Genomic DNA, 13002 nt, shown 5'->3' with positions numbered 1-13002 from the left:
GGCTCACCTCGACAACGCCCGCAACGCATCGATCAGCAGGCTCATCGATGCCGTCGGCGGGCGGCCCCGCCGCGTGACGATGCCATAGGGCCCGAGCTTGCGCGGCAGGGGCAGCGGCAGTACCGCCAGCGCGCCAAGCCGGCCGTAGTAGGCGGCGACCGACTCCGGCAGCACCGCAATCAGTTCGCTGTCCGCCAGCAATGACGTGGTCATCAGCACCGCCGCCGTCTCGATGGTCGACGGCGGCGCCGGCACGCCGGCATCCTCGAACGAGCGGTCGATCAGCGCGCGCATCGGGCTGGGGCGCGGCTGCATGATCCACGGGTAGCCCGTCAGTTCCTCGAACGACAGCTTGCGGCGCCGCGCCAGCGGGTGCTGCGGCCCGACCACGATGGCCAGGCCCTCGTCGCCCAGCTGCTCGAATTCCAGCCCGCTGCTGTCCCAGCCATCCGGCACGCGCCCCAGCACGATATCGAGCTGGTCGCGCTCAAGCTGCGGCATCAGCACATCGCTGGTCTCCACGTGCACCGCCACTTCCAGCCGCGGATGATCGCGATTGAGCCGCCGGATCACATCGGCAAGCAGCCCCGGCGTGGGCGCCATCACCGCCCCGACCCGCACGCGCCCGATCTTGCCGGACTCCAGCGCCACCAGTTCATCGCGCAGCCCGCCCATGTCGGCAAACACCAGCCGGGCATAGCGCGTGGCCGCCAGCCCGAAGCGCGTGGCCCGCAGCCCGCGCGCATGGCGCTCGAACAGCGGCACGCCGAGCAGGTCTTCCATGTCCTGCAGCATCTTGCTGACCGCGGGCTGCGTCAGCGTCAGCGCCTCGGCGGCCTGGCGCAGCGAACCGCGCTCCTCCACCGCCAGCAGCAGGCGCAGGTGCTGCATTTTCAGGCGGCCGTGGAGGGTGCTGACGGGTGGGATCATGGGTGGGACGAAGCGTAGAGAAGCGTGAGGGCAGGCTTTCGCCTGCGATCACAAATTCTTATCGCTTCGCCCCGTATGGTCAAGCCGGATATATCACTGTCACGCCGACGGCGGCCGGCATCGGATTACTCCTTCGGCGATTCCAGCGTGACTTTCGAGGGGGTGATTTCGCCGACATCCTCCCACGCCTTTGTGTCGAAGCTGAATCTGGCGACGGCGCAGGTCGGCATGTCGGTAATCTCGTCCGACAAGCGATGCGCGAAGTCGGTGAACTCGGGGTTGTGACCGAACAGCATCACGCAATCGAGCTTCTTGTCGAGCGCACGAACGACGGCCAGCAACTCCTCCGCGCTGGTGGCGTACAGCTGGTCATCGAGCGCGATGTCCTTGCGTGCATAGCCGAGCTCGTCGGCGATCAGTTGCGCTGTCGTCAGCGCACGCAGGGCCGGACTCGACAGGAGCAGGTCGGGCTTCAGCTTGCGCTCGGCCAGGCGCTTGCCCATTTCCGGGGCGTCTTGCCGGCCCCGGTCATTCAGGGGGCGCTCACGGTCGGGCAAGGAGGGATCATCTTTACTTGACTTGGCATGCCGGACGAGAAACAGGGTCTTCATGTTTCCTCCTGATCCAAAGGAATGATGTCGATTGCGCGCGTCAGGAGACCTGCACACGGCGACTGGCCTCGCCGCCACGCCCGCCCTATAGTGGACTTGGATGGGCGCGATTGCAACGCGATGCACGTCAACGCACCACCTGTCGGAGGACTGCGCCATGCGGAGCAATTCAGAAGCCATCGAGGTTGTGATCCCCGCCGGCGGCGTGGACCTGCAAGGCATACTCACGTTGCCACCTGGCGCAGTCGCATTGGTATTGTTTGCGCACGGCACGGGCAGTTCCCGGCTTAGCCCGCGCAATCGATATGTGGCCGCGGAGCTCAATCGCTGCGGCATGGCAACGCTGCTGATGGACCTGCTCCTGCCCGAGGAAGACCAGGTGCAGGCCATCCGCTTCGACGTCGAGCTCCTGGCGACACGGCTGGCGCAGGCGACCAGCTGGGTGGCGCGGCAGCAAGCCGTGCCACAGCGGTTCGGCTACTTCGGCGCCAGCGTTGGTGGCGCCGCGTCGATCCGTGCCGCGTGCCAGTCGCCCATCCCAATACACGCCGTCGTTTCGCGCGGGGGCCGGGTCGACCTGGCGGGCCCCGACGCCCTTGCCAAGCTGCTTGCGCCCACCATGCTGATCATCGGCGGGCTGGATCTGAGCGTGCTGGAACGCAATGAGTCGGCCTATGCCCAGCTGACATGCACCAAGAAGCTGGTGATCGTGCCCGGCGCTTCCCATTTGTTCGAGGAGCCCGGCGCGCTGGAATCGGTCGCTCGCCTGGCGGCGCAGTGGTTCGAGCGTTATCTCGGCAAAGACTCGCCCTGACCAGGGCCTGCAACCTGCCCCTGGCGCCGAAGGTACAATGCCCGGGCCCGGCCTGACGGCCACCCGGGCAATGTCACTTTCGCAAACCTCTCAGGGAACAGGACACCAGCCATGCGCGACCCCAGCCGGGCGTTCCTCCTCGGTCCGCTGCTCAAAGGCGTCTCGCGTTCGTTCTATCTGACGCTGCGCGTGCTGCCTGTCCATATGCGCGATCCGGTCGGCCTGGCCTATCTGCTGGCGCGCGCCGCCGACACGATTGCCGATACCTCGCTGATCCCGCCACAACGGCGGCTGACGCTGCTGTTGTCGTTGCGCGACCAGGTCAACGGTGCCACAGCAGACTCAGCGCTGGCCGACAGCATCGCAACCGAGGTGGCAGGCCGGCAGGAACAGTCGGATGAGCGCATCCTGCTCCAGTCACTGGGCCCCGCGCTGGCGCTGCTGGCGCAGCTGGAGCCGGACGACCAGCAAGCGGTACGGCAGATCGTGTCGACCCTGACCGAGGGCATGGAATTCGACCTGCGAACGTTCCCCGATGAACACGCCGGCCGCATCGTCGCGCTTGGCGAACCGGAAGCGCTTGACCGTTACACGTACCTGGTCGCCGGATGCGTCGGCGAATTCTGGACCAGCATGACTGCCGCCCATGTGCCCGGCGCAATCCGCGTGCCCGACGCCATGCTGCGCCGCGGGGTCCGCTTCGGGAAGGCCTTGCAGATGACCAATGTCCTGCGGGACTGCGGCAAGGACCTGCGCATCGGGCGCTGCTATCTTCCGGCGACGATGCTGCACCAGCATGGCTTGAGCCCGCAGGATCTCCTGCTCCCGGACGCCTCGCTGCGCGCGCGGGCCTTGATGCTCGAACTCGTGCACGACACGCTGGACCACTTTCACGAGGCGATGGCCTACACGCTTGCCATTCCCCCGCACTTTATCCGGCTGCGGCTGGCTTGCCTGTGGCCCGTCCTTATCGGCATGGAGACCCTGCTGCTCCTGGTGCGCAACGACGACTGGCTGGACCCGGCAAAGACATCCCGGCTGCAGCGCAGCAAGGTATATCGGATCATTGCGTGTTCGCTGCCGATGGTGCCGTCGAACAGCCTGTTGCGCATCTGGTTTGCGCGCCAGATGCGCAACATCGATGCTGTCATTCGCTGATTCAATGGCCGGTGAATACCGTCAGCACCCCCGTATAGCCATAGAGGTGATCCCTTGCGATCTCGCCGCCGGCAAAGAAACCAGCCAGCGGCAGGTCGCCAAGCGCGCGGCGTACGGTTTGCAACTCGGCATGCGGCGCGCCGAAATGCGGCCCGCCCCGGCCTGAGCAACTGATGTAGAGCGCGCCACGTGCGCGGCTGCCGCCGCGTTCGATCTCTGTGCGAATCTCGGTGGCGACGCGCACCAGGTCCGCGCGCGCCGCGTCGGCATTGCGCATGCAGAAAGCCAGCCGCATGCCGGGCTCGACCATGTCGGCCAGCGCCAGCATGCGATGCTGCACGTCCAGGCCGATCAGGTGGCGCACCAGCGTGTCCGAGCCGAACCTGCCGGGCAGCACCGGAGCATCGTCGGCGGCTGAATTCAAGCCGGCCAGCGTTCCGGACAGCGCCTCCGCCATGGTCTCCACCTGGGCGTCGCGCTCGACGCCCAGGTCATGCAGGATGCAATCCAGGGCCGGCTTGCCGTCCAGCTCGAACAGGAGGTTGTGATCGCTGCGCGTCACGGCGCGCACCGGCCCGATCGGCTGGCAGCCCTGCGTGACGCGGGAGACCAGTTCGATTTCGGGGCCGAACAGCACGCCCGACAACCCACCGGAAAACACGCCATCGGCAATATGCAAGGTACGGTTGCGGGCCGACGACAAGCCGCCGAACAGGTAACCGGTGGCCGTGCGTGCGCTCAGCTCATGCAACAGGTCCTGCACATCCGGCGTACTGCCCTCGGCATGCACCAGCGCGGTATGGGGAACGAAGCCGGAAGACGCCGACGGCAAGGGCTGGCGCCCCGAAAACAGCTGGAAGGCATCGCGCGGAAAAGGCGCCGCCATCAGCACCATGGCCGGCTCGTCGAAATACTCCTTGCCGCTGGCGGATACGCCCAGGCCGACCGTGCCGACCCAGGACACGCCGGGCCAGTTCTGCTGCAGCGCGGCAAGGATGGCCTCGGCGGCCAGCGCGTAGTAGTCGCTCAGGTAGCACCAGCCGAGCGTGAGCGGCGGCGCGTTGTCTGCCTTCGCCTGGCGCAGGAAATCCTGCGTGTCCAGCTGGCGCTGGCAGTCTGCCAGCGCGACCTGCCACTCGACGTGGGCCGCGTCAGCGTGAACGAAGGAAAGGTCATGCATGGTGGGTTCCTCCGTATTCAGGCTGGCGACATCCATTGGACCCTGGCCGGCAAGGGGTGTTCAGCCCCTGTTCTGGCGGCCGGTCGGCTGCCGCAGCCGCTCCTGCACAATCTCCTTCTGTAACGCCAGCGCCGCTCCTGTGAGCGAGGCCGTTATTCCGCTTTCGCCCCCGAATCCCGCGCGACCTTGGCCCACTTGTCGGTCTCGGCGCGGATAAAGGCAGCAAGCTGCGTTGGCGTCATGTCGCCGGCGGTCACGCCCTGCTCGTCAAACCGCTTCTGCACCTCCGGCGCCTTCAGCAGCTTGCCCAGCTCCGCCGAGACACGCTGCTCGATCGCCGCGGGCGTGCCGCGCGGCGCCATCAGCGCGAACCACGTGGTGACTTCGTAGCCCCTGACGCCGCTTTCCGCCAGCGTCGGCACGCCGGGATAGGCGGCGGAACGCTTCGCGGTGGTGACCGCCAGCGCCCGCACTTTGCCGCTGCGCACGTGTTGCGACGCCGACGGGCTGGTCTCGATCGCCATTTGGATCTGGCCTGCGATCAGGTCGGTCATCATCGGCGCGCCGCCCTTATACGGCACATGCGCAATGTCGGTGCCGGTCAGCGCGCGAAACAGCTCGCCGGACAGGTGCTCGGTGCTGCCGATGCCGGCCGAGCCGTAGTTGACCTTGCCGGGATGCGCCTTGATATAGGCGATCAGGTCGGACACGGACTTCACCGGGATCGCAGGATTGACCACCAGAACATTGGGCGTCAGCGCCACCAGGCCCACCGGATCGAGGTCGCGCGTGAACTCGTAGGGCAGGCTTTTGTGGATGGCCGGCGCCATGGTGTGGGCGACGGTGGCCAGCAGGAAGGTGTAGCCGTCGGCCGGCGCGCGCGCCACGTTGGCCGCGCCGAGGGTGCCGCCGGCGCCGGGGCGGTTGTCCACCACCACCGGCTGCTGCAGCGCCTCGCCCAGCTTCTGGCCGATGGTGCGGGCGAGGATGTCAGTGGTGCCGCCGCTGGCGAAGGGCACTACCAGGGTGATCGGCTTGGTTGGCCAGTTGTCCGCGGCGAACGCGGCGGGCGCGCCCAGCACAGCGGTACCGGCGAGGCCGGCCACCACGGCGCGGCGCATGCGCGAAACGGTTGTCATGCAGTCTCCTTTGCGGGAAGTCATGTTGTTATGGAATGGCGGCTGCGTAGCGTTGCTTCCGCCCGTTTCTGACCGGTGCGACTCTACGCAGCCGCTGGCAAGCGCGCCATCGGGCGGGCGTTAAGGGGTCTTCAGGATTCGTGAACTGCGGCAGGTTTTCCGCTACCATGCGGGCAAATTGCGGCAACGGGGACGCGACATGGAACTGAGGCAACTGCGCTACTTCGTCAGCGTGATCGAGCATGGCAGCATGGGCAAGGCGGCGCTGGAGCTGGGCGTGGTCACGTCCGCGCTGAGCCAGCAGATCAGCCGGCTGGAGAGCGAGCTGTCGACGCGGCTGCTGCAGCGCACCTCCACCGGCGTGGTCGCCACCGATGCCGGGCTGGCCTTCTGGCGCCAGGCCCAGCTAGCGCTGCGCCATATCGACGATGCCGCGCTGGCCGCGCGGCAGGCGCGCCTGTCGGGCCATGTCAGCGTGGGCCTGCCGCCCAGCACCGCCGCGGTGCTGGCGCTGCCCTTCATGCAGGCCATGCGCGAGCGCTACCCCGACGTGCGGCTGCGCATGGTGGAGAGCCTGTCCGGCTACCTCGGCACGATGCTGAGCGCGCGCCAGATCGACCTGGCGGTGCTGTTCAGCGAGGAGCCCGCACAGCGCTGGAGCGTGCTGCCGCTGCTTGATGAGCGCCTGTTCGTGATCGGCGCCGAGGGGCTGGCCGGCATGCCGCGCGGCGAGCAGACCTCGGTGGCGGCACTGGGCAAGCTGCCGCTGATCCTGCCCAGCGGCTCGCATGGACTGCGCGCGCTGGTCGCCGCCTGCTTTCGCCAGGCGAAGCGCGAGCCCCAGGTGGTGGCGGAGATCGACGGGCTGGCGATCCTGATGGATGCCGTGCGCGGTGGCCTGGGCGCCACCATCCAGCCGGGTGCGGCGCTTGCGCGCAGCCATGGCACGCCCTACCGCAGCATACTGGTCACCGACGACGGCGCCACGCGGCCCAACCTGCTGGTCAGCCTGTCCGACGATGAACTGTCGCCGGCGGGCCTGGCCGCGCGCGTGGTGCTGGCCGACGTCGCCACCACGCTGGTGCGCGAGGGGCGCTGGCCCGGCGCCACGTTGCGCCCACGCTGAGCCCGCGTCGCCCTGGCCGGGCTTCACGAAAACTGAAGCCCCCTTGCCGCGCCCCTGCTGGCGCCCGCCCGCCTTGCCCGCCAAGATGGCGCCTGCAAGGAGACAATCCCTATGGTCGACGTATTGGTAATTGGCGGCGGCAACGCGGCCCTGTGCGCGGCGCTGATGGCGCGCGAAGCCGGGGCCTCGGTGCTGCTGCTCGAATCCGCACCGCGCGCCTGGCGCGGCGGCAACTCCCAGCACACGCGCAACCTGCGCTGCATGCACGACGCGCCGCAAGACGTGCTGGTCGATGCCTATCCCGAGGAAGAGTACTGGCAGGACCTGCTCAAGGTCACCGGCGGCATCACCGACGAAAACCTGGCGCGGCTGGTGATCCGCGCGTCATCGACGTGCCGGCCGTGGATGCGCAGGCACGGCGTGCGCTTCCAGCCGCCGCTGTCGGGTGCGCTGCACGTGGCGCGCACCAACGCCTTCTTCATGGGTGGCGGCAAGGCGCTGGTCAACGCGTACTACCGCAGCGCCGAAGCGATGGGCGTGCAGGTCCGCTATGAAACCCCGGTGGATACGATCGAGCTGGACGGCGACCGCTTCGTCGCCGCGCGCAGCGGCAGCCAGCGCTTCACGGCGCGCACCTGCGTGCTGGCCGCGGGCGGCTTCGAATCCAACCGCGAATGGCTGCGCGAAGCCTGGGGCCAGAACGAACGTGGCGAATGGCCCGCCGACAACTTCCTGATCCGCGGCACGCGCTTCAACCAGGGCGTGCTGCTGCGGCACATGATCGACGCCGGCGCCGATACCATCGGCGACCCGTCGCAATCGCACTGCGTTGCCATCGACGCGCGCGCGCCGCTGTACGACGGCGGCATCTGCACGCGCATCGATTGCGTGTCGCTGGGCATCGTGGTCAATTGCGACGCCGTGCGCTTCTACGACGAGGGCGAGGACTTCTGGCCCAAGCGCTACGCCATCTGGGGCCGGCTGGTGGCGCAGCAGCCCGGGCAGATCGGCTATTCGATCATCGACAGCCAGGCCATCGGCCGCTTCATGCCGCCGGTGTTTCCCGGCGAGAAGGCCGACACGCTGCCCGAACTCGCACGCAAGCTGGGGCTGCCGGAAGCGCAGTTCGTGCGCACGGTGCAGGACCACAACGCGGCGTGCCGCGTCGGCACCTTCGACCATACCGCGCTGGACGACTGCCACACCGAAGGCCTGGCACCGGCCAAGACGCATTGGGCCAGGCCGCTCGACCAGGCGCCGTTCTACGGCTACGCGCTGCGGCCGGGCATCACCTTCACTTACCTGGGGCTCAAGGTCAACGACTGCGCCCAGGTGCACTTTGGCGGCAAGCCAAGCGGGAATCTGTTCGTGGCAGGAGAAATGATGGCCGGCAACGTGCTCGGCAAGGGATACACCGCCGGTGTCGGCATGTCGATCGGCACGGCCTTCGGGCGCATCGCGGGCACGCAGGCTGCATTGGCGGCGGGCATCAACACGGGAGCCGTCCATGCAGAAGCTTGAGGCCCTGGCACGCGAGGCCGCGCAACTGGCCGGGCAGGACGCTGCCACGCCCGCGCCGCAATCCCGCATCATCCGCGTGCTGCCGTTAACCGACAATGAGGCCGAAGTCGCCCGGCAGATGCAGATCTGCAATGCCTGCCGCTACTGCGAAGGCTTCTGCGCGGTGTTCCCGGCCATGACCCGCCGGCTGGAGTTCGGCAAGGCCGACGTCAACTACCTGGCCAACCTGTGCCACAACTGCGGCGCCTGCTACCACGCCTGCCAGTACGCGCCGCCGCATGATTTCGGCGTCAATGTGCCGCAGGCGATGGCAAAGGTGCGGCTGGAAACCTATAGCGAGTATGCATGGCCCGCGCCGCTGGGCAAGCTGTACCAGCGCAACGGGCTCACGGTGTCGGTGGCGCTGGCCTTCGGGCTGGCGTTGTTCCTGGTGCTGGCCGCCACGCTGGGCGGCGCGCTGTGGCAGACGCATGCGCGCGGCAACTTCTATGCGGTATTCCCGCACAACACGCTGGCGGCGCTGTTCGGCGGGGTGTTCGCCTTTGCCGTGCTTGCGCTTGGCCTGGGCGTGCGCCGATTCTGGCGCGATGTGTCGGCCGGTACGGCATCGGCACCCGCCGTGGCAGAGGCGGCCCGGAACGTGCTGGCGCTCACCTACCTCGATGGCGGCCACGGCGATGGCTGCAACGAGGCCAGCGACCGCTTCACGCTGGCGCGGCGGCGCTTCCACCATTTCACGTTCTACGGCTTCATGCTGTGCTTTGCATCGACAGTGGTGGCGACCGGCTACCACTATCTGCTGGGCTGGCATGCGCCCTATCCGGTCATGAGCCTGCCAGTGCTGCTGGGCACCGCCGGCGGCGTGGGCCTGCTGGTGGGCCCGGCCGGCTTGATGTGGCTGAACCTGCGCCGGCACCCGATGCATGGGGATGCCCGGCAGCGGCCGATGGACCGCGGCTTTATCGCGCTGCTGCTGCTGACCAGCGCCACCGGGCTGGGGTTGCTGGCCGGGCGCGGCACGGCGGCGATGCCGCTGCTGCTGGCGGTCCACCTTGGCGTGGTGATGGCGTTGTTTGCGACGCTGCCGTATGGCAAGTTCGCACACGGCATCTATCGCAGTGCGGCGCTGCTCAAGGCCGCGATCGAGAAGCGGCAGAAGAACAAGCTGCAGCTTGGCAGCGACTGAGTGGCAGCCATGCCCGCACAAGCCGTCCCCGCCCACGCATAAACAAAAAGCCGGTCCCCGACAGGGAACCGGCTTTTCTTTGGCGCAGCCAGGATGTGAATCAATCCACCGTAGCGCCCGAAGCCTTCACCACCTTCGCCCACTTGGCCGTTTCCGACTTCATGAACGCGGCCAGCTGGGCCGGCTTTTCCGGGTTGGGTTCGGCGCCCTGGTCGGCCATCTGCTTCTTCACTTCCGGCATGGCCAGGATCTTCACCACTTCGGCGTTCAGGCGGTCGACGATGGGCTGCGGCGTGCCACCGGTGGCGTACAGCGCAAACCACGAGGTGGCTTCATAGCCCGGCACGCCCGATTCGGCCACGGTCGGCACGTTGGGCAGCGCCGGCGATCGCTTGGCCGAGGTCACGGCGATGGCGCGCAGCTTGCCGGCCTTCACGTGCGGGTAGGACGACGGCATGTTGTCGAACATCAGGCCGATCTGGTTGCCCAGCAGGTCGTTCACGGCCGGGGCGCTGCCCTTATACGGGATGTGCTGGATATGCAGGCCGGTCATCGAGTTGAACAGCTCGCCCGACAGGTGCATCGACGAGCCGCTGCCCGACGAACCGTACGACAGCTTGTCCGGGTTGGCCTTGACGTAGGTGATCAGTTCTTTGACGTTGTTGACCGGCACCTTGGGATTCACCACCACCAGGTTCGGCACCATGGCCACGCGCGTGATCGGCGCGAAGTCCTTGACCGGGTCGTACGGCAGCTTGGAGTACAGCGACTGGTTGATCGCGTGCGTGCCGATGGTGCCCATGAACAGCGTGTAGCCGTCGCCCGGGGCCTTGGCCGCCAGCGAGGCGCCGATGTTGCCGCCTGCGCCCGGACGGTTGTCGATCACCACCGGCTGGCCGAGCGCCTTGCCCAGCTGCAGGCCGACGATGCGGGCCAGGATGTCGGTGGTGCCGCCGGCCGAGAACGGCACGATCAGGGTGATCGGCTTGGTCGGGTAGCCGCCCTGCGCATGGGCCGCACCGGCAAAGCCGGCGATGGTGGTGGCCAGCGCCACGCCAGCGGCAAGCAGGCGGCGGCGCGTGGTGGAAGTCTGGGAATCTTGTCTCATCGGTAATGCTCCGGTGCTATATCGTTCCGGCGGTGATTGGGTACCGCGGGAGGTTGTGCTGAATGGCGTGATTGCCGTTCCCGAACGGATGGCGCGCACATGCGCGCATCCGGTGGGCGGCCCGGCCAGGGGCCGCCATGCGTGACGCTTGGTTAACGTCTCTTCTTGTTGAATGCTTAAATGCTGGATGCCGAGGCGCGGTGCTTACACCGGCGCAACGCCCAGCGTGGTGCCGCCGCACACGTACAGCACCTGACCGGTGACGAAGCCGCTGTCGGGCGACAGGAAGAACAGCGCGGCACGCGCAACGTCTTCCGGCGTGCCCATGCGCTTAACGGTGATGCTGGCCAGGATGCGCCTGGTCTGTTCAGCACCTTCGGGGTTGCTCTTGCGGAACAGCTCGGTGGCGATCGGGCCCGGAGCCACGGCGTTGACGGTGACGCCGTCGCCGCCCAGCTCCATCGCCAGCGTGCGGGTCATGCCGATCAGGCCGGCTTTGGTAGCGGAGTACACCACGCGCTCGGCCTTGCCCAGCGCGGCGCGCGAGGCCATGTTGACGATGCGGCCAAAACCGGCGGCGCGCATCGCGGGCAGGCACGCCTGCGTCAGCAGCAGCGTGGCTTGCAGGTGCAGGCCGGTCACGTAGTCCAGGTCGGCAACGGTGGCGGTGTCGGCGGTGCCGGGGCGCGTGGCGCCGGCGTTGTTCACCAGGCGCGTGACGGCGAAGCGCGAGGTCACCTGCGCGGCCACGGCGCGGGTCGCCTCGGCATCGGTCAGGTCGGCCTGGAAGAAAGTCATGTTCGGGTGCGACCAGGCCGGTTCGGCATAGTCGACATTGACCACCTGGGTCACGCCATCGGCCAGCAGCATTTCACAGATGGCGCGGCCGATACCGGAACTGCCGCCGGTCACGAGCGTGGCTACGGGAAGGGACATCTCTTGCTCACTCCAAGAACTACCGCTAACTCGCTCCCTCTCCCGCTTGCGGGAGAGGGAGTACACCCTCAGCTTTCCAACTGGCTTGACTTAGACCCGCTCGATCACCATCGCAATACCCTGGCCCACGCCAATGCACATCGTGCACAGCGCGAAGCGGCCGCCGGTGCGGTGCAGCTGGTACATCGCGGTGGTGACCAGGCGCGCGCCGCTCATGCCCAGCGGGTGGCCCAGCGCGATCGCGCCGCCGTTCGGGTTGACGCGCTTGTCGTCGTCGGCCACGCCCAGTTCACGCAGCACGGCCAGGCCTTGCGCGGCGAACGCTTCGTTCAGCTCGATCACGTCGATCTGGTCCATGGTCATGCCCAGCTGCTTGAGCAGCTTCTGCGACGCCGGTGCCGGGCCGATGCCCATCACGCGCGGCGCCACGCCGGCGGTGGCCATGCCGACGATGCGGGCGCGCGGGGTCAGGCCGTGTTGCTTGATACCGGCTTCACTCGCCAGCAGCAGCGCACAGGCGCCGTCGTTCACGCCCGAGGCATTGCCAGCGGTCACGGTGCCGTCAGGACGGACCACGCCGCGCAGCTTGGCCAGCGCTTCCATGCTGGTGGCGCGCGGGTGCTCGTCGCGCTCGACCACGATCGGGTCGCCCTTCTTCTGGGCGATGGTGACCGGGGTGATTTCCTGCGCCAGCGTGCCGTCGGCCTGCGCGCGCGAGGCCTTTTCCTGGCTGCGCAGGGCCATCAGGTCCTGGTCTTCGCGGCTGATCTTGTAGTCGGTGGCGACGTTCTCGGCGGTCTCGGGCATCGAGTCCACGCCGTAGGCCGCGCGCATGGCCGGGTTGATAAAGCGCCAGCCGATGGTGGTGTCGAAGATCTGCGCATCGCGCGAGAAGGCGCTGGTGGCCTTGCCCATCACGAACGGGGCGCGGCTCATGCTTTCCACGCCGCCGGCGATCATCAGGGTGGCTTCGCCGGCCTTGATGGCGCGCGCGGCGGTGCCGGTGGCGTCCATGCCGGAGCCGCACAGGCGGTTGAGGGTCGCACCCGGCACCTCTTGCGGCAGGCCAGCCAGCAGCGCCGACATGCGCGCCACGTTGCGGTTGTCTTCGCCGGCCTGGTTGGCGTTGCCGTAGATCACGTCATCGATCGCCTTCCAGTCCAGGTTCGGATTACGGGCCATCAGCGCCTTCAGCGGCACCGCGCCGAGGTCGTCCGGGCGCACCGCGGACAGGCTGCCGCCGTAGCGGCCGATGGGGGTGCGGATGGCGTCGCAGATAAAGGCTTCGGTCAT

At 67.9% G+C, this 13002-nt stretch carries 12 protein-coding genes; 5 read left to right on the top strand and 7 right to left on the bottom strand.

From position 1 onward, the window contains the following. Positions 1–3: 3 nt before the first annotated feature. Both CNE_RS19085 and CNE_RS19080 read right to left on the bottom strand, forming a co-directional pair. A complete protein-coding gene (locus tag CNE_RS19085) occupies positions 4–930 on the bottom strand; it encodes a LysR family transcriptional regulator (protein ID WP_013951909.1) in 927 nt (308 codons plus the stop codon). Positions 931–1055: 125 nt separating this feature from the next. Beyond that, positions 1056–1541 (bottom strand): SixA phosphatase family protein, encoded by a 486-nt coding sequence (locus CNE_RS19080; RefSeq protein ID WP_013951908.1) that lies wholly within the window; start codon positions 1539–1541, stop codon positions 1056–1058. A 157-nt stretch (positions 1542–1698) separates the two neighbouring features. Here CNE_RS19080 and CNE_RS19075 point away from each other — a divergent pair, with 157 nt between their 5' ends. Beyond that, complete coding sequence (locus CNE_RS19075) at positions 1699–2355, top strand: dienelactone hydrolase family protein (RefSeq protein ID WP_013951907.1); 657 nt, start codon at positions 1699–1701, stop codon at positions 2353–2355. Positions 2356–2466: 111 nt separating this feature from the next. Next, complete coding sequence (locus CNE_RS19070) at positions 2467–3513, top strand: phytoene/squalene synthase family protein (protein ID WP_013951906.1); 1047 nt, start codon at positions 2467–2469, stop codon at positions 3511–3513. Between the two features lies 1 nt (position 3514). Here the strand turns inward: CNE_RS19070 and CNE_RS19065 are convergent, their stop codons facing one another. Together CNE_RS19065 and CNE_RS19060 are read right to left on the bottom strand one after the other, a co-directional pair. Continuing rightward, positions 3515–4693, bottom strand: coding sequence for an FIST signal transduction protein (locus CNE_RS19065; RefSeq protein WP_041228516.1), 1179 nt, complete (start codon positions 4691–4693; stop codon positions 3515–3517). Positions 4694–4845: 152 nt separating this feature from the next. Then, positions 4846–5832 carry a Bug family tripartite tricarboxylate transporter substrate binding protein gene (locus tag CNE_RS19060; RefSeq protein WP_013951904.1) on the bottom strand — a complete coding sequence of 329 codons (987 nt, stop codon included), beginning with the start codon at positions 5830–5832 and terminating at the stop codon, positions 4846–4848. A 199-nt stretch (positions 5833–6031) separates the two neighbouring features. Here CNE_RS19060 and CNE_RS19055 point away from each other — a divergent pair, with 199 nt between their 5' ends. The 3 genes from CNE_RS19055 (at position 6032) to tcuB (ending at position 9665) form a co-directional block, all read left to right on the top strand. Beyond that, complete coding sequence (locus CNE_RS19055; protein ID WP_013951903.1) at positions 6032–6958, top strand: LysR family transcriptional regulator; 927 nt, start codon at positions 6032–6034, stop codon at positions 6956–6958. A 111-nt stretch (positions 6959–7069) separates the two neighbouring features. Continuing rightward, entirely contained in the window at positions 7070–8479 is a 1410-nt protein-coding gene (gene tcuA / locus CNE_RS19050) for an FAD-dependent tricarballylate dehydrogenase TcuA (RefSeq protein WP_013951902.1), read from the top strand. After that, positions 8466–9665, top strand: coding sequence for a tricarballylate utilization 4Fe-4S protein TcuB (tcuB, locus tag CNE_RS19045; RefSeq protein WP_013951901.1), 1200 nt, complete (start codon positions 8466–8468; stop codon positions 9663–9665). Before tcuA ends, tcuB begins: the two co-directional genes overlap by 14 nt. 100 nt (positions 9666–9765) lie before the next feature. Here tcuB and CNE_RS19040 read toward each other — a convergent pair whose 3' ends face one another. The 3 genes from CNE_RS19040 to pcaF form a co-directional block, all read right to left on the bottom strand. Beyond that, complete coding sequence (locus tag CNE_RS19040) at positions 9766–10773, bottom strand: Bug family tripartite tricarboxylate transporter substrate binding protein (protein ID WP_013951900.1); 1008 nt, start codon at positions 10771–10773, stop codon at positions 9766–9768. 204 nt (positions 10774–10977) lie between these two features. Continuing rightward, positions 10978–11709: an SDR family NAD(P)-dependent oxidoreductase gene (locus CNE_RS19035; RefSeq protein WP_013951899.1), complete on the bottom strand. Its 732-nt coding sequence runs from the start codon at positions 11707–11709 to the stop codon at positions 10978–10980. 90 nt (positions 11710–11799) lie between these two features. Further along, positions 11800–13002, bottom strand: a complete 1203-nt coding sequence (gene pcaF / locus CNE_RS19030) for a 3-oxoadipyl-CoA thiolase (RefSeq protein WP_013951898.1) — start codon at positions 13000–13002, stop codon at positions 11800–11802.

This window comes from Cupriavidus necator N-1, from assembly GCF_000219215.1.
Classification (GTDB): Bacteria; Pseudomonadota; Gammaproteobacteria; order Burkholderiales; family Burkholderiaceae; genus Cupriavidus; species Cupriavidus necator.
Note: the sequence above shows the minus strand (reverse complement) of the source record. Positions and strands in the feature narration are given on the sequence as shown.